19 protein-coding genes are annotated in these 24,108 nt (G+C 51.5%); 2 read left to right on the forward strand and 17 right to left on the reverse strand.

Annotated features, from left to right (window positions below):
- Positions 1 to 340 precede the first annotated feature (340 nt).
- The 17 genes from accA to rpsB all read right to left on the reverse strand — a co-directional run bounded on the left by accA (position 341) and on the right by rpsB (position 20,049).
- Positions 341 to 1,300 carry an acetyl-CoA carboxylase carboxyl transferase subunit alpha gene (accA, locus tag FC814_RS11560; RefSeq protein ID WP_000055746.1) on the reverse strand — a complete coding sequence of 320 codons (960 nt, stop codon included), beginning with the start codon at positions 1,298 to 1,300 and terminating at the stop codon, positions 341 to 343.
- 12 nt (positions 1,301 to 1,312) lie between these two features.
- Positions 1,313 to 4,795, reverse strand: coding sequence for a DNA polymerase III subunit alpha (gene dnaE, locus FC814_RS11565; RefSeq protein WP_137325962.1), 3,483 nt, complete (start codon positions 4,793 to 4,795; stop codon positions 1,313 to 1,315).
- Positions 4,796 to 4,831: 36 nt separating this feature from the next.
- Positions 4,832 to 5,428: a ribonuclease HII gene (rnhB, locus tag FC814_RS11570; protein WP_137325963.1), complete on the reverse strand. Its 597-nt coding sequence runs from the start codon at positions 5,426 to 5,428 to the stop codon at positions 4,832 to 4,834.
- Complete coding sequence (gene lpxB / locus FC814_RS11575; protein WP_137325964.1) at positions 5,425 to 6,573, reverse strand: lipid-A-disaccharide synthase; 1,149 nt, start codon at positions 6,571 to 6,573, stop codon at positions 5,425 to 5,427. The genes rnhB and lpxB overlap by 4 nt, the downstream gene beginning before the upstream one ends.
- Positions 6,573 to 7,361, reverse strand: a complete 789-nt coding sequence (gene lpxA / locus FC814_RS11580; protein WP_137325965.1) for an acyl-ACP--UDP-N-acetylglucosamine O-acyltransferase — start codon at positions 7,359 to 7,361, stop codon at positions 6,573 to 6,575. Before lpxA ends, lpxB begins: the two co-directional genes overlap by 1 nt.
- Before the next feature lie 3 nt (positions 7,362 to 7,364).
- Positions 7,365 to 7,820 (reverse strand): 3-hydroxyacyl-ACP dehydratase FabZ, encoded by a 456-nt coding sequence (fabZ, locus tag FC814_RS11585; protein ID WP_000210739.1) that lies wholly within the window; start codon positions 7,818 to 7,820, stop codon positions 7,365 to 7,367.
- A gap of 104 nt (positions 7,821 to 7,924) precedes the next feature.
- Positions 7,925 to 8,950, reverse strand: coding sequence for a UDP-3-O-(3-hydroxymyristoyl)glucosamine N-acyltransferase (lpxD, locus tag FC814_RS11590; RefSeq protein ID WP_001139279.1), 1,026 nt, complete (start codon positions 8,948 to 8,950; stop codon positions 7,925 to 7,927).
- A gap of 3 nt (positions 8,951 to 8,953) precedes the next feature.
- The gene (gene skp / locus FC814_RS11595; protein ID WP_000758956.1) at positions 8,954 to 9,439 is read right to left on the reverse strand and encodes a molecular chaperone Skp; all 486 of its coding nucleotides are present in this window, start codon (positions 9,437 to 9,439) and stop codon (positions 8,954 to 8,956) included.
- Positions 9,440 to 9,560: 121 nt separating this feature from the next.
- A complete protein-coding gene (gene bamA / locus FC814_RS11600; protein ID WP_001240898.1) occupies positions 9,561 to 11,993 on the reverse strand; it encodes an outer membrane protein assembly factor BamA in 2,433 nt (810 codons plus the stop codon).
- A gap of 29 nt (positions 11,994 to 12,022) precedes the next feature.
- Positions 12,023 to 13,375 carry a sigma E protease regulator RseP gene (rseP, locus tag FC814_RS11605; protein WP_137325966.1) on the reverse strand — a complete coding sequence of 451 codons (1,353 nt, stop codon included), beginning with the start codon at positions 13,373 to 13,375 and terminating at the stop codon, positions 12,023 to 12,025.
- 11 nt (positions 13,376 to 13,386) lie between these two features.
- Positions 13,387 to 14,244 carry a phosphatidate cytidylyltransferase gene (cdsA, locus tag FC814_RS11610; RefSeq protein WP_032224486.1) on the reverse strand — a complete coding sequence of 286 codons (858 nt, stop codon included), beginning with the start codon at positions 14,242 to 14,244 and terminating at the stop codon, positions 13,387 to 13,389.
- A 12-nt stretch (positions 14,245 to 14,256) separates the two neighbouring features.
- Complete coding sequence (gene ispU, locus FC814_RS11615; RefSeq protein ID WP_001517776.1) at positions 14,257 to 15,015, reverse strand: (2E,6E)-farnesyl-diphosphate-specific ditrans,polycis-undecaprenyl-diphosphate synthase; 759 nt, start codon at positions 15,013 to 15,015, stop codon at positions 14,257 to 14,259.
- 188 nt (positions 15,016 to 15,203) lie between these two features.
- On the reverse strand, positions 15,204 to 16,400 hold the full coding sequence (gene ispC / locus FC814_RS11620; RefSeq protein WP_000811945.1) for a 1-deoxy-D-xylulose-5-phosphate reductoisomerase: 1,197 nt from the start codon (positions 16,398 to 16,400) through the stop codon (positions 15,204 to 15,206).
- 92 nt (positions 16,401 to 16,492) lie between these two features.
- Positions 16,493 to 17,050, reverse strand: a complete 558-nt coding sequence (gene frr / locus FC814_RS11625; RefSeq protein WP_000622418.1) for a ribosome recycling factor — start codon at positions 17,048 to 17,050, stop codon at positions 16,493 to 16,495.
- A gap of 291 nt (positions 17,051 to 17,341) precedes the next feature.
- Positions 17,342 to 18,067, reverse strand: a complete 726-nt coding sequence (gene pyrH / locus FC814_RS11630; RefSeq protein ID WP_000224573.1) for a UMP kinase — start codon at positions 18,065 to 18,067, stop codon at positions 17,342 to 17,344.
- A gap of 146 nt (positions 18,068 to 18,213) precedes the next feature.
- Positions 18,214 to 19,065 (reverse strand): translation elongation factor Ts, encoded by an 852-nt coding sequence (gene tsf / locus FC814_RS11635; RefSeq protein WP_000818112.1) that lies wholly within the window; start codon positions 19,063 to 19,065, stop codon positions 18,214 to 18,216.
- A gap of 258 nt (positions 19,066 to 19,323) precedes the next feature.
- Positions 19,324 to 20,049 carry a 30S ribosomal protein S2 gene (gene rpsB / locus FC814_RS11640; RefSeq protein WP_000246882.1) on the reverse strand — a complete coding sequence of 242 codons (726 nt, stop codon included), beginning with the start codon at positions 20,047 to 20,049 and terminating at the stop codon, positions 19,324 to 19,326.
- A gap of 367 nt (positions 20,050 to 20,416) precedes the next feature.
- Between rpsB and map the strand changes: the two genes are divergently transcribed.
- A complete protein-coding gene (gene map, locus FC814_RS11645; RefSeq protein ID WP_001018198.1) occupies positions 20,417 to 21,211 on the forward strand; it encodes a type I methionyl aminopeptidase in 795 nt (264 codons plus the stop codon).
- A gap of 204 nt (positions 21,212 to 21,415) precedes the next feature.
- Entirely contained in the window at positions 21,416 to 24,088 is a 2,673-nt protein-coding gene (glnD, locus tag FC814_RS11650) for a bifunctional uridylyltransferase/uridylyl-removing protein GlnD (RefSeq protein ID WP_001094592.1), read from the forward strand.
- Positions 24,089 to 24,108: the final 20 nt, after the last annotated feature.

Consider the following 24,108-nt stretch of genomic DNA (forward strand, 5'->3'; position numbering starts at 1 on the left):
GCTGATAGAAACAGAAGCCACTGGAGCACCTCAAAAACACCATCATACACTAAATCAGTAAGTTGGCAGCATCACCCACGCGGCATAAGAAGACGATCAAATCCTAAAATTGCTTTCATATTTTATCCTTAAAAATTCTATGAGCCTGATAAATTTATATTATTTTTAACCACTGTGTATATTGGTATATGCCTCCGAAATCGGAGTTATCAACATGAGTTCAAGAATTTTTGGGATGGGGAAAATGAAAGTGAGATTATCTAAATGTATTTATAATATGACTAAATAAACTACATACAAAAAAGGTCACCGAAGTGACCCTTTTCAGAACATTTGCTGATTACGCGTAGCCGTAGCTCATCAGGCGCTGATAACGACGATTTTTTAAATCTTCAGTGCTTAACACGTCGAGATCGGCCAGATCCGCCAGCAGTTGCGCTTTCAAAGACGCCGCCATCGCTTCCGGGTTACGGTGAGCGCCGCCCAGCGGTTCCGGGATGATGGAGTCGATCAATTTCAGTTCTTTCAGACGCGGAGCGATGATGCCCATCGCTTCAGCCGCCAGCGGCGCTTTATCGGCGCTCTTCCACAGAATGGACGCACAACCTTCCGGCGAGATAACAGAATAGGTGCTGTATTGCAGCATATTCACTTTATCGCCCACGCCAATCGCCAGCGCGCCACCAGAACCACCTTCACCAATAACGGTACAAATAGTCGGTACGCTAAGGCGAGACATCTCACGCAGGTTGCGTGCGATGGCTTCTGACTGACCACGCTCTTCTGCGCCCACGCCCGGATATGCCCCCGGTGTGTCGATAAAGGTGATGATTGGCATCTTAAAGCGTTCAGCCATTTGCATCAGACGCAGTGCTTTGCGGTAACCTTCTGGCGCTGGCATACCAAAATTACGGCGAATTTTCTCTTTGGTTTCACGACCTTTCTGGTGACCAATAATCATCACCGGACGACCATCAAGACGTGCGATGCCACCGACGATAGCTTTGTCATCTGCATACGCGCGGTCACCTGCCAGTTCGTCAAATTCATCAAATGCCAGGCGAACGTAATCCAGGGTATAAGGACGCTGTGGATGGCGAGCCAGTTGCGCAATTTGCCATGCACCGAGATCGGCGAAGATTTTACGCGTCAGTTCTACGCTTTTTTCACGCAGACGATGCACTTCTTCATCGATGTTAATATCCAGTTTCTCATCCTGGCGGCTAACCGCAGTCAGAGAATCGATTTTCGCTTCCAGCTCTGCAATCGGCTGTTCAAAATCAAGGAAATTCAGACTCATAGTATTCCTGTATTAGTCAAACTCCAGTTCCACCTGCTCCGAACCAATGAGGCCACGGAGATCGTTTAATAAACGATCGCTCGGAGAGACACGCCACGTCGCGCCAAAACGCAACCGCGCACGTGCATCCGCCCTCTGATAGTAGAGATGTACTGGAATTGTCCCAGAGCGGTGGGGTTCCAGAGACTGACGGAGTCGGTTTAAAAGCTGGTCATCAATTTGCCTGTCCGTCAGCGAGATAGCAAGCCCGCGAGCATATTTTTCCCGGGCTTCGTCAATATCCATCACTTCGCGAGCGGTCATTTTAAGCCCACCGCTGAAGTCATCAAAGCTGACCTGTCCGCTGACGATAAGTATGCGGTCTTTTTCCAGCAATTGCTGGTATTTATCCAGGGCGTCAGTAAACAACATGACTTCCAGGCGCCCGGAACGGTCATCCAGCGTGCAGATACCGATACGATTGCCGCGCTTGGTGACCATAACCCGCGCGGCAATAACGAGCCCCGCAGCCGTGGTGACTTTACCACGTTCTGTCGGGTGCATGTCTTTCAGCCTTACGCCTCCGACATAACGCTCAATCTCTTTTAAATACTGGTTGATAGGGTGTCCCGTCAGGTACAGACCTAACGTTTCACGTTCCCCATCTAACACCACCTGCTCCGGCCACGGTTGGCAGCTGGCGTAGGATTGTTCAATTTGCTCAGGCTCTTCCGCCAGTACGCCAAACATATCGGCCTGGCCGATGGCTTCTGCTTTCGCGTGTTGATCTGCCGCTTTTAACGCATCGCCCAGCGAGTTCATCAGCGCCGCACGGTGTGGCCCCAGACGGTCAAACGCCCCGGACATGATCAGTTTTTCCAGCACTCGCCGGTTCAACTTTTTCGTGTCGGTACGGGCGCAGAGATCAAAAAGCTCGCGGAAGTAACCACCTTTATTTCGGGCTTCGATGATTGCCTCAATTGGCCCCTCACCTACCCCTTTGATGGCGCCAATACCATACACGATTTCGCCGTCGTCGTTGACGTGGAAATGGTAAAGACCGGAGTTTATATCCGGCGGCAGGATTTTCAGCCCCATCCGCCAGCACTCATCCACCAGGCCAACCACCTTCTCGGTGTTGTCCATATCGGCGGTCATTACCGCCGCCATAAACTCCGCCGGATAGTGCGCCTTCAGCCATAACGTTTGATATGACACCAAAGCATAGGCTGCGGAGTGCGATTTGTTAAATCCGTAACCGGCGAATTTCTCCACCAGGTCGAAGATTTTCATCGCCAGTTCGGCGTTGATCCCGTTCTTTTCTGCACCTTCAGCAAATACAGAACGCTGCTTAGCCATCTCTTCCGGCTTTTTCTTACCCATCGCACGGCGCAGCATATCCGCGCCACCGAGGGTATAACCAGAAAGCACCTGCGCAATCTGCATGACCTGTTCCTGATACAGGATGATGCCGTAGGTTGGCTCCAGTACCGGTTTCAGGCTTTCATGCTGCCACTGTACGTCCGGATAGGAGATTTCTTCGCGACCATGTTTACGGTCGATAAAGTTATCCACCATCCCTGATTGCAACGGGCCGGGGCGGAACAGTGCCACCAGTGCGATCATATCTTCGAAGCAGTCAGGTTGCAGACGCTTGATCAGGTCTTTCATGCCGCGCGATTCAAGCTGGAATACCGCCGTGGTTTCCGAGCGTTGCAGCATGTCAAAACTTTTCTTGTCATCCAGCGGGATCGCAGCGATATCCAGCGGCGGCTCGCCATTCTTCGCTCGCCGCTTGTTGATCATCTCCAGCGCCCAGTTGATGATGGTGAGCGTACGCAAACCAAGGAAGTCGAACTTCACCAGCCCGGCATATTCAACGTCGCTTTTATCAAATTGAGTGACTGGATGTTTGCCCTCTTCATCGCAATAAAGCGGCGCAAAATCGGTAATTTTGGTCGGCGCGATAACCACCCCACCGGCGTGTTTACCAGCGTTACGGGTGACCCCTTCCAGCTTGCGCGCCATGTCGATGAGCGCCTTAACTTCTTCATCCGCTTCGTAGATTTCTGGCAGTTGCGGTTCAGCTTCAAACGCTTTCGCCAGCGTCATCCCCGGATCGAGCGGGATCAGTTTCGAGATACGATCGACAAAGCCATATGGATGCCCTAGCACGCGACCTACGTCGCGGATCACCGCTTTTGCCGCCATCGTACCGAAGGTGATGATCTGCGATACCGCATCACGACCATACATGTCCGCCACGTGTTCGATAACCTGGTCGCGTTTCTCCATACAGAAGTCAACGTCAAAGTCAGGCATGGAGACACGTTCCGGGTTAAGGAAACGTTCGAACAGCAGGTCAAATTCCAGTGGATCGAGGTCGGTGATTTTCAGCGCATAAGCCACCAGTGAACCCGCACCGGAGCCACGGCCTGGCCCTACCGGTACGCCGTTATCTTTCGACCACTGGATAAATTCCATAACGATGAGGAAGTAGCCGGGGAAGCCCATCTGGTTGATAACCTGAAGTTCAGTATCCAGACGTTCGTCATATTCCGGGCGACGCTTAAGACGCTCTTCCTCGTCAGGGAATAAAAATGCCAGACGCTCTTCCAGCCCTTCTTTTGCGCGCTTGACCAGATAATCTTCGGTGCTCATGTCCCCGGTCGGGAACTGTGGCAGGAAGTATTCACCAAGACGCACAGTTACGTTACAGCGTTTGGCGATCTCAACGGTGTTGGCAAGGGCTTCGGGGATGTCGGCAAACAGCTCGCACATCTCCTCTTCGCTACGCATATATTGCTGCGGCGAATAGTTACGCGGGCGTTTAGGATCATCCAGGGTAAAGCCGTCGTGGATAGCGACGCGGATTTCATGCGCGTCAAAGTCGCTGCTGTCGATAAAGCGCACGTCGTTGGTCGCCACGACGGGCAAACCGCGCGCTTCCGCCAGTTCTACCGCCGCGTGCAGATAGCTTTCTTCGTCCGGCCTGCCGGTGCGGATCAGTTCGAGAAAATAGCGATCCGGGAAGTGTTCTTCATAAAACGCAACGCACTCATCTACCAGCGTGCTGTTACCACGCAAAAGGCTGCGTCCGACATCGCCCATGCGCCCACCGGAAAGGAGGATCAGCCCTTCGTTTAATTCGATTAGCCAGTCGCGATCGATGATCGGCCCGGCAGCACCGTACCCGCGCTGATACGCTTTTGAGATCAGCAACGTCAGATTCTGATAGCCGGTATTGTTCGCCGCCAGTACCGTCAGGTGAGTTAACTCATCCCCCAACAGGTCGCACTGGACATTAAAATCCGCCCCGACGATGGGCTTAATCCCCGCGCCATGTCCCGCTCCGTAGAACTTCACCAGACCGCAAAGGTTGGTGAAATCGGTGATCGCCAGTGCAGGCATACCCAACGCCGCCGCCTTTTTTACCAGCGGCGCGGTTTTTGCCAGGCCATCGATCATCGAGTAGTCGCTGTGCACCCGCAGGTGAACGAAACGTGGTTCAGACATCTTCAGATTCCGGTTTACTTAATCTCGACACAAGAATCAGGACGCAAGTCCCAGTGCGCGTTTGACAGGGCCAAAGCTGCGCCGATGGTGTTCGGTCGCGCCGTGTTCAGCCAGTTTTTCAAGATGAAAAGCTGTTGGATACCCTTTGTGTTGGGCAAAGCCATATTGTGGATAAACGATGTCCAGCGCCGCCATTTCAGCGTCGCGCGTCACTTTCGCCAGAATAGACGCCGCACTGATTTCCGGCACGCGGCTGTCGCCTTTAACTACAGCCATCGACGGCATCGGTAATTTCGGACAGCGGTTACCATCAATCAACACATATTCCGGGACGATATGCAGTCCCGCAACCGCACGCTGCATCGCCAGCATGGTCGCGTGTAGAATATTCAGTTCGTCGATTTCATGAGGTTCCACGCGACCCAGACTCCAGCTTAACGCTTTCTCTTTAATCTCTTCATACAACGCCAGACGGCGTTTTTCGCTCAGCTTTTTGGAATCATTCAGCCCGACAATCGGGCGCGCCGGGTCGAGGATTACGGCAGCGGTGACAACCGCGCCAACCAACGGCCCACGTCCGACTTCATCCACACCCGCAACGAGCTGCGTGTGCGGATAAACAAATTCGATCATTGTGCTAACTCCAGAACGGCTTGTGCCGCCTGCTCATCGGCATTGCAGCGGATCTGCTGATGCAGTTCGCGGAAGGTGTCGTGCATCGCGTGGCTGGTTTTCCCGTTCGCCAACAGCGGTAACAACGCCTCTGCCAGTTTTTGCGGCTCACACTCTTCCTGCAATAACTCTTTGACTAACTCTCTGCCCGCCAGCAAATTGGGTAGAGAGACATAATCAGTTTTCACCAGTCGCTTCGCCAGCCAGAAGGTGAAAGGCTTCATGCGATATCCCACCACCATCGGGCATTTCGCCAGCATACACTCCAGTGCTGCCGTACCCGACGCCAGTAGCGCCGCATCGCTTGCCACCATCGCCTCACGCCCCAATCCATCTAAGAGATGAACAGCAAGGTCTGGCGCAACTTCAGCTTTGATGCGTTCAAACTGCTCGCGGCGTTTGGCATTCACCAGCGGCACCACAATCTCAAGATCGGGATATGTCTGGCGCAAAAGCTGAGCCGTTTTCAGGAAATCGGCACTAAGCATCTCAACTTCCGCACCACGACTGCCAGGCAGCAACGCCAGGCAGTGGGCATCATGGGGGATCCCCAACACATCACGGGCGGCGTTTTTATCTGGATCTAACGGCATGGCATCAGCCATGGTGTGACCGATAAAACGACACGGCACGTTGTATTTGTCATAAAACGCTTTTTCGAAAGGCAGAAATGCGAGCACCAGATCGGTGGCTCTGCCTATTTTGAAAACGCGTTTCTGTCGCCACGCCCAGACGGACGGACTGACGTAATGAATGGTTTTGATACCCTGCTTTTTGAGGTTACCTTCGAGGGTAATGTTGAAATCAGGCGCATCAATGCCGACAAAAACATCTGGCTTCAGTTCACCAAAACGCTTTGTCAAATCGGCACGAATATACAGTAAGCGACGCAAACGGCCGAGCACTTCCACAATGCCCATCACCGCCAGCTCTTCCATTTCGTACCAGGCTTCGCAGCCTTCAGCCTGCATCCGTGGCCCGGCAACACCAACAAAGCGGACGTTGGGCACACGTTCTTTCAGAGCGCGGATTAAACCGGCTCCCAGGATATCGCCGGAGGTTTCTCCGGCGACCAGGGCAATCGTTAATGGACGCTGTTCAGCCATTAACGAATCAGACCGCGCGTTGAGCGTGCAAAGAAATCGGTAAACGCTTTCACTTCCGGATAAGTTTCCGCCAGTTCAGCAATTTCCGGTTTCACTTCATCGAGCGTTTTACCGCTGCGATAAATCAGCTTATACGCATTGCGGATAGCAGTAATCGCCTCACGGCTAAAACCGCGACGCTTCAGCCCTTCGATGTTGACACCGAACGGCGTTGCGTGGTTACCCTGCGCAATGACATAAGGAGGGACGTCCTGCGCCACACCGGAGCAACCGCCAACCATCACGTGCGCACCAATGATGCAGAACTGATGGACTGCGGTCATGCCGCCGATGATCGCGAAGTCATCTACCGATACGTGCCCCGCCAGCGTTGCGTTGTTGGCGAGAATACAGCGGTTACCTACCGTACAATCGTGCGCAATGTGCGCATTGATCATCAGTAAGTTGTCGCTGCCCACCTTCGTCAATCCACCGCCCTGGACTGTGCCACGATGAATGGTGACGCTTTCGCGAATGCGGTTACGATCGCCGATTTCCACACGGGTCGGTTCACCAGCATATTTCAGATCCTGGTTAACTTCGCCGATGGAGGCGAACTGATAAATCACATTGTCGCGACCAATTTTAGTATGGCCATTCACGACAACGTGAGATTTCAGTACGGTCCCCTCACCAATTTCAACATGGGGTCCAACGATACAAAAAGGACCAATGTGAACGTTGGCACCAATCGACGCGCCCTCTTCCACAATGGCGGTTGGATGCACAAAGGCGGATTTATCAATCACGTATCAGGCCTCCCGGCTACGAGCACACATCATCGTTGCTTCGCAAACTACTTTACCGTCGACCAGAGCAACCCCTTTAAAGCGGGTCAGGCCACGGCGCGTTTTTTCGAAAGTGACTTCCATGATCATTTGATCGCCTGGCACGACCGGGCGCTTAAAGCGCGCTTCGTCAATACCAGCGAAGTAGTACAGCTCACCCGGTTCCAGTTTTCCTACGCTTTTAAACGCCAGAATACCTGTTGCCTGTGCCATTGCTTCCAGAATCAGCACACCCGGGAAAATCGGTTTTCCAGGGAAATGGCCCTGGAAGAATGGCTCATTGACAGAGACATTTTTTACTGCGCGCAGAAAACGACCTTCTTCAAAATCCAGCACGCGATCCACCAATAAGAACGGGAAACGGTGCGGCAGAAGTTCTAAAATCTCTTCAATCTGCAGAGTATGAGTGTTAGTAGTCAAGATACTCTTCCTGTCAAAATATAAGAAACGACAATAATAACACGGCCTGCCGCAATCGTAAGAATGAGACAGGCCGTAAAGTTTGGCGAACAAAAGATGGAACGTTAGTCTTGTTGATTAACCTTGCGCTCAAGCGATTTCAGACGCTTGCTCATATCATCAATGTTCATCACCAGTGCAGCGGTTTTGCGCCAGACTTTGTTGGGTTGCAGCGGAATGCCTGAGGAATAGACGCCAGGTTCAGTGATGGGACGCATCACCATCCCCATGCCCGTAACCGTCACTTTATCGCATATTTCCATATGCCCGTTGATTACGCTGGCACCGCCGATCATGCAGTAACGACCAATTTTCAGGCTGCCCGCCATAATGACGCCACCGGCAACCGCCGTATTGTCGCCAATCACGACGTTATGTGCAATCTGGCACTGGTTATCAATGATCACGCCATTGCCGATAATGGTGTCATCCAGCGCACCGCGATCGATGGTAGTACAGGCGCCGATCTCCACGCGATCGCCAATAATCACGCGACCAATCTGAGGGATCTTCACCCAGTTACCACGATCGTTGGCATAGCCAAAGCCGTCCGCACCTACCACCGTTCCGGATTGAATCAAGCAATTCTGACCGATCTGGATCTCGTGGTAAATGGTTACGTTCGCCCAAAGGCGCGAACCTGCGCCGATTTTGCTATTTTTACCAACGAAGCAACCGGCACCGATAATCACGTTATCGCCCAGCTCAACGCCGGACTCAATCACCGCGTTAGCACCAATTGAGACGTTGTTACCCAGCTTCGCCGTTGCATCGATCACTGCACTGGGTGCAATGTTCTGCGCGGGCTGTGGCGTGGTATCTAAAATTTGCGCCATGCGCGCGTAAGTCAGGTAGGGATTCTTCACTACCAGCGCGGCACTTTTCGCGAAAGGAAGATCGTCCTGGGTCATGACAACCGCAGACGCCTGGCACAAGCCTAAATGCTCACGGTATTTTGGGTTAACCATGAACGTGATGTGACCTGTTTGTGCAGATTGCATGGACGCAACGCCGGTGATGACGATATCGCCATCACCGTGTAGTTCTGCATCCAACTGCTGCGCTAAATCAGCCAGTCGAATTGAAGGCATTACTTATTTAACCTGTTTCAGTACGTCGGCAGTGATGTCTTTTACATCGCTGCTGTTGTAAGCAACGGCGTTTGCATCAACAACCAGGTCGATATCCTGGCTGTTGGCAACGGATTTCACAGCAGTCTGGATACGAGTAACCAGTTTGCCGCGTTCTTCGTTGGAACGACGTGCGCGATCCTGCTCAAAAGCCTGCGCTTTCTGAGCAAAAGTCTGGCGCTGAGCCATCACGTCTTTTTCCAGCTTAGTACGATCACTACCGGCTTTCATAGACTGCAGCTTTTTCATTTTAGCTTGCAGATCGGTTTCCATACGCTGCAGTTCGCTGGCACGGCCTTTGAACTCATTTTCCAGCGTGTTAGAAACACCGGTTTTCTGTGCTACCTGCTGGAACAGGCTGCCCATATTGACGATTGCAATTTTGTCAGCCGCCTGAGCAGAAGTTGCCAGTGCTAAACCGAGACCTGCAGCTAATAACCACTTTTTCACAATAAACTCCTTACCATCCCATTTGCACCGGAGGGTGCAGTTCTTTGCGTGGCCCGGCGATCTTATATTGATCGCCTAAAGTCATCGCTACACTACCACTACATTCCTTTGTGGAGAACACTTACCAGGTTTTACCAATGTTAAACTGGAACTGTTCTGCCTTGTCTCCATCGTACTTTTTGAACGGCTGGGCGTAGGAGAACACCAACGGCCCCAATGGGGACATCCATTGTAATGCGATACCCGCAGACATACGGATATTGCTTGGATCACTATAGTCCGGATATCCAGAATATTGGCTGGAATCCCAGTTTGTATCCCAAACGGTGCCCATATCCCAGAAGAAGGAAGTACGAACAGAGTTAGCATACTTGTCGCTAATGAACGGCGTCGGGGTGATGAGTTCGAGGCTGGCAACCGCCATGGCGTTACCGCCTACAGCATCATCCGATTTACACAGGTCTTTCGCTCCGTCCTGAGTCGCACATTCGTAATCATAGTCTGGGTCATAATTACTGGCCTGATGCGGGAAGTAAACCGCTTTTGGACCGATGGTGTTGGACTGGAAGCCACGCACGGTGCTGGAACCACCAGCATAGAAGTTCTCGTAGAACGGCATCTCTTTGCCGCCTAAACCATCACCATAACCCCAGCGGGTACGACCCAGAACAACCCATTTGTGATCGTCGTCGATCGGTACATAGGTCGCCGTGTCTAACGTCACTTTGTAGTATTCGTTATCCGATCCCGGAATGGTCACTTTACCGGTCAGGTTGACACGTGAACCATCTGTCGGGAAATAACCACGGTCAAGCTTGTTATAGGTCCAACCATAGTTGAACGTGAAGTCGTCCGTTTTGAAGCTGTTATCCTGATCAGAGGTGCTCGGATGTTCACCCATAGAGTACAGATAACGCCACATCGCAACCTGCGGCTGCATGTTGGACAGGGAGTTATGTACATAACCCAGACCTGCACGCAGCGAGTTGTATTCGTTGATCGGGAAGCCCAACGTCACGTCTGTACCATAACTCTTGTTGGTATAGTCGGACAGGTCGGCGTCATCTGCCTGGAAGTCATTATAGAAGAGACGGCCACCGAGGCTTACGCCATCTACGGTGAAGTACGGGTTGGTTACCGACAGTTCAGCATAGGTCTGGTAATCGTTTTTGGTTCCGTTGATACCAACGGCATAACCCGTACCTAACCAGTTATCCTGTTGCACGCCAGCCTGGAAGCTCACGCCACTTTCAGTACCGTAACCAATACCGAAGTTGAAGCTACCGGTGTTACGTTCTTTCACCTTGTAGACTACATCAACCTGGTCCGGGCTACCCGGAACACGTTGGGTATCGGTATCGACCGTTTCAAAGAAGCCAAGACGATTCAGACGCTCCTTACCCTGATCGACCAGATCGCTACCCAGCCATGCACCTTCCATCTGACGCATTTCGCGACGCAGGACGGCATCTTTCGAGGTATCGTTACCTTCAAAACGGATCTTACGCACATAGAAACGGTTACCCGCATCAACGTTCACACGTAATTTAACGGTTTTGTCGGCATCGTTAATTTCAGGCATCGACTGTACGCGCGGATAGGCATAACCATAGCGACCGAGAAGCTTTTTAATGTCATCTTCCATTTTGGTCACTTTGGTGCCGTTATACAGCTCGCCCGGCTCGATCTTAGTTAGCTGCTCAATTTCAGCGGAGTGCCCGGCAAGGTTACCGCTCACTTCAACCCCAGAAAGCTTGTACTGATCGCCTTCGGTGATGTTCACCGTGACGTAAATACCTTTTTTATCTGGCGTCAGACTGACCTGGGTCGAGTCGATGTTGAAACGGGCATAACCGCGATCCAGATAATAGCTGCGCAGGGTTTCAAGGTCGCCCGCCAGTTTTTGTTTCTGGTATTTACGATCGCCTACCACGTTCCACCACGGCACTTCGTCACGCAGTTGGAAATGAGAGATCAGTTCGTCGGTGGTGAAAGCATGGTTACCAACAATGTTAATTTGCTGGATTTCAGCTGACACACCTTCCTGGAACACCAGTTTTAGGTCAACACGGTTGCGCGGCAGCGGGGTCACGACAGCTTTAACGCTGGCGCTATATTTACCGACGCTATAGTAGAAGTCTTCCAGACCTTTTTCGATATCAGCAATGGTGGTGCGATCAAGAGATTCGCCCACACGCACGCCAGAAGCCTCGAGGTTTTGCTTCAGCATGTCATCTTTCACCGATTTGTTACCGGAGAAAGTGATGCTGGCAATGGTCGGACGTTCTTTTACCTGAACCAGAAGGGTATCACCATCACGAAGGACACGAACATCCTCAAAGTTGCCGGTAGCAAACAGAGCGCGAATGGTATTACTGATATCTTCATCATTAACCGTGTCGCCTGTGCGCACCGGCATACTGAGGAGGGCCGCACCAACGGCGACACGCTGAAGGCCTTCGAAATGAATATCTTTCACTACGAACCCTTCAGCACCGTATACGGTGGCGCTGCTAAACAGCAGCGACGCTATGAGCAACTTTTTCATCGCCATCGTTATTATGCGTTCTTCCTAACTAACTCTCATAACCGAGAGAAATCATTGAAAAGTGCAAGCCCCATTAACAGCACCAGCAGAATCGAGCCAATGCGATAACAAAAGTCTTGAACCCGCTCGGATACCGGTCCGCCCTTGATCTTTTCGATCGCAAGGAACAGCAGATGCCCCCCGTCAAGTACGGGCAACGGAAACAGGTTAATTATCCCTAAGTTCACGCTAATAAGCGCAAGAAACGGTAGATAATAAACAACCCCGAGTTCCGCTGTCATCCCAGCCCCCTTGGCGATAGAGATCGGCCCACTGAGGTTGTTCAGTTTCACATCACCGGTGATCAATTTTCCCAGCATACTGACCGTCAGCTTCATCAACTGCCACGTTTTGTCCGTAGCTTCGACGATGGCGTTGAACGGCCCATACTGGCGTACAACTTTATACTCATCTGGCAGAGGAATGACTTTCGGCTCAATACCGACAAAACCAATCGCCTTACCATTACCCGGTTTACTCTCCGGGATTAATGTCAAAGACAAGGGACTCCCCTGCCTTTCGATTTCCAACGCTAAGGATTTACCCGGATTATCCCGGACAAGCAACACAAAGGTCACCCATTGCGTTAATGGCTGACCATCGACTTTAACGATCCTGTCGCCTGCTTGCAAACCCGCCTTGTTTGCCGCCGAATTTGGCTGCACATTTTCCACTACTGGTTCAATTTGCGGCCCACGGGGATGAATCCCCAAAGAAGAAACTGGATCTTCTTTATCAGGCTCAAACGCCCACTGACGTAAATCGAGCTTTACATCCCGCCGTTGGTCGCTGCCAAATGGCGCTACCGTAATGGTGGTGCTTTCATCGCCAATTTTATCGACCAACTGCAAACGCACGGCATCCCAATCAGGCGTTTCGATACCATCTACGGCTTTTAGTTCCGTTCCTGGTGCAATTTGTGCTTGCGCAGCTATCGAATTGGCTGCTATTTCGCCAACCACCGGACGTACACCAGGCACACCAATGATAAAAACCAGCCAGTAAGCAAAGATAGCAAAAATGAAGTTTGCAACCGGACCTGCGGCAATGATCGCCGCACGTTGGCCAACAGATTTATTATTGAAGGCATGGTGGCGAAGCTCCGGAACAACCGGTTCAGCACGCTCATCCAGCATTTTGACATAACCGCCCAAAGGGATCAGGGCGATGACATATTCGGTGCCTAGCTTATCAGTTCGGCGCCAGAGCGCCTTACCAAAACCTATAGAGAAACGCTCAACGCGAACACCGCAACGCCGGGCAACCCAGAAATGACCAAATTCATGCACGGTGATGAGTACACCCAATGCAACGATGAACGAAGCCAAATCCCAGAGAAAACTCAGCATAATACCTTCCGTTAAAGCGTCCTGAATACCAGCAACAGCAGGCAAGCAAAGACCGGTACAGCAGCCGTCAGGCTATCAATACGATCCAAAATACCGCCATGTCCTGGAATTAAATGACCGCTGTCCTTAATTCCTGCTTCACGCTTAAACATGCTCTCGGTCAGATCGCCGAGCACTGAAGCTAACGCTGCGACAATAGAGCAAATGAGTAAGGTGACGGGTGCAACGTCCAGATTCGCCCACATGCCATAACCCCATGAGATTACCGCTGCGGTCGCGAGTCCGCCAATAAAGCCTTGCCAGGTTTTACCCGGAGAAACCTTCGGTGCCAGCTTATGTTTGCCAAACAATTTGCCAAACATATATGCGCCAGAGTCAGCGCCCCAGACCAGGATCATGACATAGAGCAACCATATCGCGCCACTGTAATGATTCTCGTCATAGTGCCAGGCCCGTAACGCCAGCATGCCCCAAAAGAAGGGAACAATGGTTAGCACGCCAAAGATAATGCGCAATGTTTTGGATTTACGCCATATTGTCGCGGAACCGGGATAGAATAACACCAGCAATAGCGCGGCAACCCACCAGCCAAGCGAAGCCCAAAGTGAGACCTCAACCAGTGGTTGATGGATATTTCGGTGATATTCCGGCAACAGAAAAAGCATCAGCGCCAACAATAACCCGCACAGCACCGCCAGCCATACCCGCTGCGAGCGAGAGGTAAAACCGCTAAGCTGTCCCCATTCCCACGCTGCCAGCATACAGACTACCAGCGTAACAATAGCGAACCCTACCGGCGGCAATAAAAACAGCGCCGCGATGACGACAGGTATTAAAACAAAAGCAGATATCAGGCGATACTTCAGCAAAAGCGACCCCCATCAGGCTGTTTCATCACCGGGCTCGGTGCCGCCGAAACGACGCTCTCGATTAGCAAAGGCATTTAGTGCCCCTTCAAAGTCTTGTTCATCGAAATCGGGCCAGAGAACATCTGTAAAGTAAAGTTCGGCATAGGCAATTTGCCAAAGCAAAAAGTTACTAATGCGATGCTCCCCCCCAGTCCTAATTACTAAATCTACAGGGGCCAGTTCATGCATACAGACATGCTGGTTTAGCATCTCTTCATCTATCTGATCTGGTTGCAGGTTTCCTTGCTGCACCTTTTCAGCCAGTTGCCTGACACCCTGGACTATATCCCAACGTCCACCGTAGTTCGCCGCAATATTCAACGTCAGACCGGTATTCCCGGCAGTTAACGCTTCAGATTTACGAATACGTTCTTGCAAACGCGAGTTAAAACGACTGGTATCGCCAATAATACGCAGACGCACATTATGTCGGTGCAGGCTTTTTACTTCGCTATCAAGCGCCCACACAAACAGTTCCATTAACGCACTGACTTCCTGCGCTGGTCGGTTCCAGTTTTCACTACTAAAGGCATACAGCGTTAACGCCTCAATACCGTTGTTGGCCGCAAAAGAGACAGCCCGGCGGACGGATTTTGCCCCGGCTTTATGCCCAAAGGCACGAATCTTCCCTTGCTTTTTTGCCCAGCGCCCGTTGCCATCCATAATGATCGCGACATGGCGACAGCCATGAACTGGCAATTTTTCGCTAAGTGGTTGAGTAGCAGACAACATCACGCGTTTCTTATTCCCTGACAGGGTTTACGGTACTCAGGAATACTGAAGCCTATACAAAAAAAAGCCGTGTAAAACCACGGCATACCTGATCTTAGAAAGCCAACTACTTACGATCAGATGGCGCAGACTATATCACTGAAGCCCTACGCTAACAAATAGCACGACTCTCTGTAGCCGGATTATCCTCAGCTTGCGAGACGCATCACCTCTTTTCTGGCGACGTCACGCGCACAGGCATCGACAGACAACACATCGTCCACGCATTGTGGTTCGCGCATATCCATTTTTTCCAGAACGGATAAATTCAATGCGGCGATATCCGTAAAGCGGATTTGTTGCGCAAGAAACGCAGCAACGGTGATTTCGTTTGCGGCATTCAATGCAGTCGTCGCAGCCTGGCCTTGTTCGAAAGCATCCATCGCCAGTTTCAGGCATGGATAGCGATCATAATCCGGTGCGGCAAATGTCAAAGCACTCAGTTTGCAAAAGTCGAGCGCCTTCACACCAGAGTTCACGCGATTCGGCCATGCCATGGTGTGGGCAATTGGCGTACGCATATCAGGTTCTCCCAGTTGCGCCAGAACGCTGCCGTCCTGATAACGCACCATTGAGTGAATCACTGACTGCGGGTGAATCAGCACTTCCATCTGGCTGGCACTGGCGTTAAACAACCAACGCGCTTCAATGTATTCCAGACCTTTGTTCATCATGGTAGCCGAATCGACAGAAATTTTACGTCCCATCGACCAGTTCGGATGACGGCAGGCTTGATCGGGCGTCATTGTTGCCAAATCGTGCAATGGCGTCTCACGGAAAGGGCCACCAGACCCGGTAAGTAAAATGGACACCACGCCATTTTGCTCAAGGTCAGCGTATCCCAGATTGTGCTGGATAGGTTGCGGTAAACTCTGAAAAATGGCGTTATGTTCGCTATCGACCGGTAATAACTGCGCTTTACTCTGCTTTACGGCGTCCATAAACAGACGTCCACAGGTGACCAGTGATTCTTTGTTGGCCAGCAGTATGGTTTTACCCGCGCGGATAGCAGCAAGCGTAGGTAACAGGCCTGCAGCACCGACAATCGCCGCCATCACCTGATCAACATCTTCAAGCGCCGCCATATCGCAGGCAGCCTGCTGACCGCTTAAGACTTCAGTGCAACTACCCTGTTGTTGTAGCGTCGTTTTAAGAAGTTTCGCACTCGCTTCATCGTCCATTACGGCATAGCGGGGAGAGAATTCCAGGCACTGTTCTACCATGCGAGTGACATTTTTGCCTGCCACCAGCGCAACTACGCGGAAGTGTTCGGGATTATGGCGCACCACGTCCAGCGTGCTGCAACCAATCGAGCCGGTCGAGCCCAGAATGGTGAGTTGCTTCATGAAACATCCAGAGTTGAGACAGAATAAAAAGCAAAACGCCGCCAGCCGATCCGCAAGGATCTACTGAGCGGCGTTTTTTGTCGTTCAAGAAATCAGAACTGCATCAGTTCTGCTTCTTTGTCTGCCAGCGCCGCTTCAATTTTCTTGATTGCAGCATCAGTCAGTTTCTGTACATCGTCCTGAGAACGGCGATCGTCGTCTTCGCTGATCTCTTTATCTTTCAACAGTGCTTTCACTTTGTCGTTCGCATCACGACGCACGTTACGTACTGCAACACGCGCCTGTTCAGCTTCACCACGAACGATTTTAGTCAGATCTTTACGACGTTCTTCCGTCAGCGGCGGCAGCGGAACGCGGATGTCGCTACCTGCAGAGTTCGGGTTCAGGCCGAGATCGGACGCCATAATCGCTTTTTCAACGGCCGGAGACATTGAACGATCAAACACGTTGATTTTCAGAGTGCGGGAATCTTCTACCGTTACGCTTGCCAGCTGACGCAGCGGCGTCGGCGTGCCGTAATATTCCACGACAATGCCATCCAGCAGGCTGGGAGAAGCACGACCCGTGCGTATTTTGCTGATTTGGGTTTTGAACGCTTCGACGCATTTGTCCATGCGTACTTCAGCATCTTTTCTGATATCGCTAATCACGTTACGAATCCTTGAAAACTTGTCTCAGTCAGACCAGACAGTCACACACAGTGGAAGTGTGCTAAGTATAGCCCTGATTAAACATATTACGGGTAATCGTCTGGATTATTAGGCTATTTTATTTGCCATTTTGACCCCGGGCAGTGCTCGCTATCCTCACGTACTTATGTACGCTCCGGTTGCTGCGCGCTGGCCGTGACCAAACTGCCTGCAACAATAACGCCTTATAACCAGACTTACGCCCCCGCGATACTTATGCGGAATCTTACCCTTATTTATCCATCACGGGAATTATTCCGTGATTAAAGTCCCTTCTTTTTCACCCATTACCACACGGCGCAGCGCACCCGGTTTGTTCATGTTGAAAACACGAATCGGTAATTTGTGGTCACGAGCCAGCGTAAAGGCCGCCAGATCCATTACTTTCAGCTCTTTTTCCAGCACTTCACTGTAGGTCAGCTGCTCGTACATAGTTGCAGTTGGATCTTTCGCCGGGTCAGCGGTAAACACACCGTCAACTTTGGTTGCTTTCAGCACCACATCGGCTTCAATTTCGATACCACGCAGACAAGCTGCGGAGTCAGTGGTAAAGAATGGATTACCAGTACCGGCGGAGAGGATCACCACACGGTTGTTGCGCAACAGACTGATAGCTTCTGCCCAGCTGTAGCTGTCGCATACGCCATTCAATGGAATAGCGGACATCAGACGAGCGTTCACATAGGCGCGGTGCAGTGCATCACGCATTGCCAGACCGTTCATTACGGTAGCCAGCATCCCCATGTGGTCGCCCACAACGCGGTTCATACCCGCTTTCGCCAGACCAGCGCCACGGAACAGGTTACCCCCACCAATCACCACACCAACCTGAATACCCAGTTCAACCAGTTCTTTGATTTCCTGAGCCATGCGATCCAGTATGCTTGCATCAATACCGAAGCCTTCAGTGCCCTGCAGAGCTTCGCCACTCAACTTAAGCAGAATGCGTTTATAGACGGGTTTTGCATTGGTAGCCATGTTTCTTTCCTGAGACTGTCAACGATTGAAATGAATTAATACTAGCGACATTGTACGTCGCTTTTCAGCGCAGCCCCATAAGGGTTAGCTGAATTTACAAGATGGGCGCAAAAAGAAGCCGCCCTCAGGCGGCTCCTTTTCGATAATTAAGACTGCTTGGACATCGCAGCAACTTCTGCTGCAAAGTCAGTCTCAACTTTCTCGATACCTTCACCCACTTCGAAGCGGATGAAGCCAGTCACTTCAGCGTTATGCTCTTTCAGCAGCTGACCAACAGTTTTTGCCGGTTCCATAACGAACGGCTGACCGGTCAGAGAAACTTCGCCGGTGAATTTCTTCATGCGGCCTTCAACCATTTTCTCTGCGATTTCTTTCGGCTTACCAGACTGCATCGCGATATCCAGCTGTACCTGGTATTCTTTCTCTACCACTTCAGCAGATACGTCTTCCGGCTTGATGAATTCCGGCTTGCTTGCAGCAACGTGCATAGCGATGTGTTTAACCAGCTCTTCGTCAGCGCCTTTAGCAGCAACCAGAACGCCGATACGCGCACCGTGCTGATAAGAACCCAGAACGTCGCCTTCCAGCGCAGCAACGCGGCGAATGTTGATGTTTTCACCAATTTTCGCTACCAGCGCAACGCGTTCTTCTTCGAACTGTGCTTTCAGAACTTCAACGTCAGTGATTTTGCCAGCAACAGCTGCGTCCAGAACTTTGTCTGCGAACGCCTGGAAACCAGCGTCTTTTGCTACGAAGTCAGTCTGGCAGTTAACTTCCAGAATGATGCCGTAGTTGCCGTCGATTTTGGTTTTGATCACGCCATCAGCAGCAACGTTGCCTGCTTTTTTCGCTGCTTTGATAGCACCGGACTTACGCATGTTTTCGATTGCCAGCTCGATGTCGCCGTTAGCTTCAGTCAGTGCTTTTTTGCAATCCATCATGCCTGCGCCAGTACGCTCACGCAGCTCTTTTACCAGGGATGCGGTAATTTCAGCCATTCTAAAATCCTCGGAGATGTGATCTGCCCGGAATTAAACCGCACAGATATAAAAGTGAAAAAGGGGGCCATATGCAGGCCCCCTAACCAAACGTGTACTACCTGGTCTATAAGGGCTCTCCCCCCTTCATATTTCGCGCCGCAGATGCGTTGTCTTCGCTCGCTCATCCCGGTCACTTACTGATGTAAGCTCCCAAGAATTATCGAGCTTGCCGCCTTTCTGCAACTCGAACTATTTTGGGGGAGTTATCAAGCCTTATTACTCAGCTTCTACGAAGCTTTCTTCCGCCTGGGAAGCCAGATCCTGAGAACGGCCTTCACGTACGGTTGCAGCTACAGCGCCCAGGTACAGGGTCACAGCACGGATTGCGTCGTCGTTACCCGGGATAACGAAGTCAACACCGTCCGGATCAGAGTTGGTATCAACGATAGCAAATACCGGAATACCCAGGTTGTTTGCTTCTTTGATAGCAATGTGTTCGTGGTCAGCATCGATTACAAACAGAGCGTCCGGCAGACCGCCCATGTCTTTGATACCGCCCAGGCTGTTTTCCAGTTTCTCCAGCTCACGAGTGCGCATCAGCGCTTCTTTCTTGGTCAGCTTGTCGAAAGTACCGTCCTGAGACTGAGTTTCCAGGTCTTTCAGACGTTTGATGGACTGACGAACGGTTTTCCAGTTAGTCAGCATACCGCCCAGCCAGCGATGGTTCACGAAGAACTGGTCGCAGCTCAGAGCAGCGTCTTTCACCGCTTCGCTTGCAGCGCGTTTAGTACCAACGAAAAGGATTTTACCTTTGCGAGAAGCAATCTTGTTCAGTTCAGCCAGAGCTTCGTTGAACATCGGTACAGTTTTCTCAAGGTTGATGATGTGAACTTTGTTACGCGCACCGAAGATGAACGGCTTCATTTTCGGGTTCCAGTAACGGGTCTGGTGACCGAAGTGAACACCAGCCTTGAGCATGTCGCGCATGGAAACAGTTGCCATGATTAAAACCTCTATATAAAAGTTGGGGTTATGCCTCCACGTATCCCATATTACCGACCCCAAAGGGCACCCCGGAATATGTGCCGATACGTGTGTGTTGTTACACAAAGTGAGATTGTCGCTCCCGTCCAGTCTGTGTATACGAAATGGATCGGAAGTCCGGCGCGCTTTATACCACAAATACGCCGTGGACTCCAATAATTGTTGGCGCTGTGTACAGCATCAGACGCTGAATTTTCTATTATAGAAAACCCTCGGTGGCACGTTTCGCGAAGTTCAGAATGATTCTCAATTTGACAGGGTGTGATACCATTGACAGCACTTACATATATATTGTCGGTATCACCGACGCTGATGGACAGAATTAATGGCTATCTCAATCAAGACCCCTGAAGATATCGAAAAAATGCGCGTCGCTGGCCGCCTGGCTGCCGAAGTGCTGGAGATGATCGAACCCTATGTTAAACCGGGCGTCAGCACCGGCGAGCTGGATCGCATCTGTAATGATTATATTGTTAATGAACAACACGCGGTTTCGGCCTGCCTCGGCTATCACGGTTATCCGAAATCCGTTTGCATCTCTATTAATGAAGTGGTGTGCCACGGTATCCCGGACGACGCCAAACTGCTGAAAGACGGTGACATCGTTAACATTGACGTCACCGTAATCAAAGATGGTTTCCACGGCGACACCTCGAAAATGTTTATCGTCGGTAAACCGACCATCATGGGCGAACGCCTGTGCCGCGTGACGCAGGAAAGTCTGTACCTGGCGCTACGCATGGTAAAACCAGGTATTAATCTGCGCGAAATCGGCGCGGCAATTCAGAAATTTGTCGAAGCAGAAGGCTTCTCTGTCGTTCGTGAATATTGCGGACACGGTATTGGTCGCGGCTTCCACGAAGAGCCGCAAGTGCTGCACTATGACTCACCTGAAACCAACGTCGTGCTGAAACCGGGGATGACCTTCACCATCGAGCCAATGGTCAACGCGGGTAAAAAAGAGATCCGCACCATGAAAGATGGCTGGACGGTAAAAACCAAAGATCGCAGCTTGTCTGCACAATACGAGCATACTATTGTGGTGACTGATAACGGCTGCGAAATTCTGACGCTACGCAAGGATGACACCATCCCGGCGATAATCTCGCACGACGAATAAGAGGCAGACAAACGCAAAAATGCCTGATGCGCTACGCTTATCAGGCCTACTTTCTCCTGCAATATATTGAATTTGCAAGGAGTTGTAGGCCGGATAAGGCCTTCACGCCGCATCCGGCATGAACACGTGCACTTTGTCAACAATCTGAAGCCGGCGAATGCCGGCTTTTTTAATGCGATAATTTAATCTTATGGGTGGCGCACAATGAATACCCTTCCAGAACAGTACGCAAATACCGCTCTCCCCACCCTGCCCGGTCAACCGCAAAATCCATGCGTCTGGCCCCGTGACGAATTAACCGTCTCTGGGATAAAAGCCCATATTGATACCTTTCAGCGTTGGCTGGGCGATGCCTTTGATAGCGGGATCTCCGCAGAACAGTTGATTGAAGCCCGCACCGAGTTTATCGACCAACTCCTGCAACGCTTGTGGATTGAAGCCGGTTTCAGTCAGATTGCCGACCTGGCGCTGGTCGCTGTCGGTGGCTATGGTCGTGGCGAGCTGCATCCACTTTCGGACGTCGATTTACTGATCTTAAGCCGCAAGAAACTGCCGGACGACCAGGCACAAAAAGTAGGCGAGTTGTTAACGCTGCTCTGGGATGTGAAGCTGGAAGTCGGTCATAGCGTGCGGACACTTGAAGAATGCATCCTGGAAGGGTTATCGGATTTAACCGTAGCCACCAATTTAATTGAATCACGCTTGTTGATTGGCGATGTTGCGCTATTTCTCGAACTGCAAAAACACATTTTCAGCGAAGGATTCTGGCCTTCCGACAAGTTCTACGCGGCGAAAGTTGAAGAACAGAACCAGCGCCACCAGCGTTACCACGGCACCAGCTACAACCTTGAGCCAGACATCAAAAGCAGCCCCGGGGGCTTGCGTGATATTCACACTTTACAGTGGGTGGCCCGCCGCCATTTTGGCGCAACATCGCTGGATGAAATGGTCGGGTTTGGCTTCTTAACCTCAGCGGAACGAGCAGAATTAAACGAGTGCCTGCATATTTTGTGGCGTATTCGCTTTGCCCTGCATCTGGTCGTCAGCCGTTACGATAACCGCCTGTTGTTTGATCGCCAGCTTAGCGTCGCCCAGCGTCTGAATTACAGTGGTGAAGGTAACGAACCGGTCGAGCGGATGATGAAGGATTACTTCCGCGTCACGCGCCGCGTCAGCGAACTCAACCAGATGCTGCTACAACTGTTTGATGAAGCCATCCTCGCCCTGCCCGCCGATGAAAAGCCGCGTCCGATTGACGATGAGTTTCAGCTACGCGGTACGCTTATCGACCTGCGTGATGAAACACTATTTATGCGCCAGCCGGAAGCCATCTTGCGTATGTTCTACACTATGGTACGCAACAGTGCGATCACCGGCATTTACTCCACCACGCTGCGCCAGTTACGTCACGCCCGCCGTCATCTGCAACAACCACTGTGCAACATTCCTGAAGCGCGAAAGCTATTTTTGAGCATTCTGCGTCACCCCGGCGCAATGCGTCGCGGGTTACTGCCGATGCATCGCCATAGCGTGCTGGGCGCCTATATGCCCCAATGGTCGCATATCGTCGGGCAGATGCAGTTTGACCTGTTCCACGCTTACACAGTGGATGAACATACCATTCGCGTGATGTTGAAACTGGAGAGTTTTGCCAGTGAAGAAACGCGCCAGCGCCATCCGTTGTGTGTGGACGTCTGGCCGCGCCTGCCATCACCAGAGCTGATTTTTATCGCCGCACTGTTTCACGATATCGCCAAAGGGCGCGGCGGTGACCACTCCATACTCGGCGCACAAGACGTGGTGCATTTTGCCGAACTGCACGGCCTGAACTCGCGCGAAACGCAACTGGTCGCCTGGCTGGTTCGCCAGCACTTGCTGATGTCGGTCACCGCCCAGCGCCGCGATATTCAGGATCCGGAAGTCATCAAACAATTCGCCGAAGAAGTACAAACGGAAAATCGACTGCGTTTTCTGGTCTGTCTGACGGTAGCCGATATTTGCGCCACTAACGAAACGCTGTGGAATAGCTGGAAGCAGAGTCTGTTGCGCGAACTCTATTTTGCCACCGAAAAACAGCTACGACGCGGAATGCAAAACACGCCAGATATGCGCGAACGAGTTCGCCATCACCAGCTTCAGGCACTGGCGCTGCTGCGTATGGACAATATCGACGAAGAGGCGCTACACCAGATCTGGTCACGCTGTCGCGCTAACTATTTTGTCCGCCATAGCCCAAATCAACTGGCCTGGCACGCTCGCCATTTATTACAACATGATTTAAGCAAGCCGCTGGTATTACTTAGCCCACAGGCTACGCGCGGCGGTACGGAGATATTTATCTGGAGTCCTGATCGGCCGTATCTGTTTGCTGCCGTGTGTGCCGAATTAGACCGCCGCAATTTAAGCGTTCATGACGCGCAAATTTTCACGACCCGCGACGGTATGGCGATGGATACCTTCATTGTGCTGGAGCCGGATGGCAGCCCGCTATCCGCAGATCGCCATGAGGTTATTCGCTTTGGCCTGGAGCAAGTACTGACACAAAGTAGCTGGCAGCCACCGCAGCCGCGTCGTCAACCCGCCAAATTACGTCACTTTACTGTTGAAACCGAAGTGACGTTTTTGCCGACCCATACCGACCGAAAATCATTCCTCGAACTGATCGCCCTCGACCAACCAGGACTGCTGGCACGGGTGGGGAAAATTTTTGCCGATCTGGGAATTTCGCTTCATGGCGCCCGAATTACAACCATTGGTGAGCGAGTAGAAGATTTATTCATAATCGCCACCGCCGACCGACGTGCGCTTAATAATGAGTTGCAGCAGGAAGTGCATCAGCGGTTGACAGAGGCCCTCAATCCAAACGATAAAGGGTGATGTGTTTACTGATATGAAAA

This window comes from Escherichia sp. MR, assembly GCF_005280595.1.
GTDB lineage: Bacteria > Pseudomonadota > Gammaproteobacteria > Enterobacterales > Enterobacteriaceae > Escherichia > Escherichia ruysiae.

Excerpts from the sequence above, each read along its gene's own strand:
- rpsB (WP_000246882.1), bottom strand. The coding sequence starts at position 20,049 with ATGGCAACTGTTTCCATGCGCGACATGCTCAAGGCTGGTGTTCACTTC.
- rseP (WP_137325966.1), bottom strand. The coding sequence starts at position 13,375 with ATGCTGAGTTTTCTCTGGGATTTGGCTTCGTTCATCGTTGCATTGGGT.
- rnhB (WP_137325963.1), bottom strand. The coding sequence starts at position 5,428 with ATGATCGAATTTGTTTATCCGCACACGCAGCTCGTTGCGGGTGTGGAT.
- bamA (WP_001240898.1), bottom strand. The coding sequence starts at position 11,993 with ATGGCGATGAAAAAGTTGCTCATAGCGTCGCTGCTGTTTAGCAGCGCC.
- accA (WP_000055746.1), bottom strand. The coding sequence starts at position 1,300 with ATGAGTCTGAATTTCCTTGATTTTGAACAGCCGATTGCAGAGCTGGAA.
- lpxB (WP_137325964.1), bottom strand. The coding sequence starts at position 6,573 with ATGGCTGAACAGCGTCCATTAACGATTGCCCTGGTCGCCGGAGAAACC.
- pyrH (WP_000224573.1), bottom strand. The coding sequence starts at position 18,067 with ATGGCTACCAATGCAAAACCCGTCTATAAACGCATTCTGCTTAAGTTG.
- ispC (WP_000811945.1), bottom strand. The coding sequence starts at position 16,400 with ATGAAGCAACTCACCATTCTGGGCTCGACCGGCTCGATTGGTTGCAGC.
- dnaE (WP_137325962.1), bottom strand. The coding sequence starts at position 4,795 with ATGTCTGAACCACGTTTCGTTCACCTGCGGGTGCACAGCGACTACTCG.
- lpxD (WP_001139279.1), bottom strand. The coding sequence starts at position 8,950 with ATGCCTTCAATTCGACTGGCTGATTTAGCGCAGCAGTTGGATGCAGAA.
- ispU (WP_001517776.1), bottom strand. The coding sequence starts at position 15,015 with ATGTTGTCTGCTACTCAACCACTTAGCGAAAAATTGCCAGTTCATGGC.
- tsf (WP_000818112.1), bottom strand. The coding sequence starts at position 19,065 with ATGGCTGAAATTACCGCATCCCTGGTAAAAGAGCTGCGTGAGCGTACT.
- map (WP_001018198.1), top strand. The coding sequence starts at position 20,417 with ATGGCTATCTCAATCAAGACCCCTGAAGATATCGAAAAAATGCGCGTC.
- glnD (WP_001094592.1), top strand. The coding sequence starts at position 21,416 with ATGAATACCCTTCCAGAACAGTACGCAAATACCGCTCTCCCCACCCTG.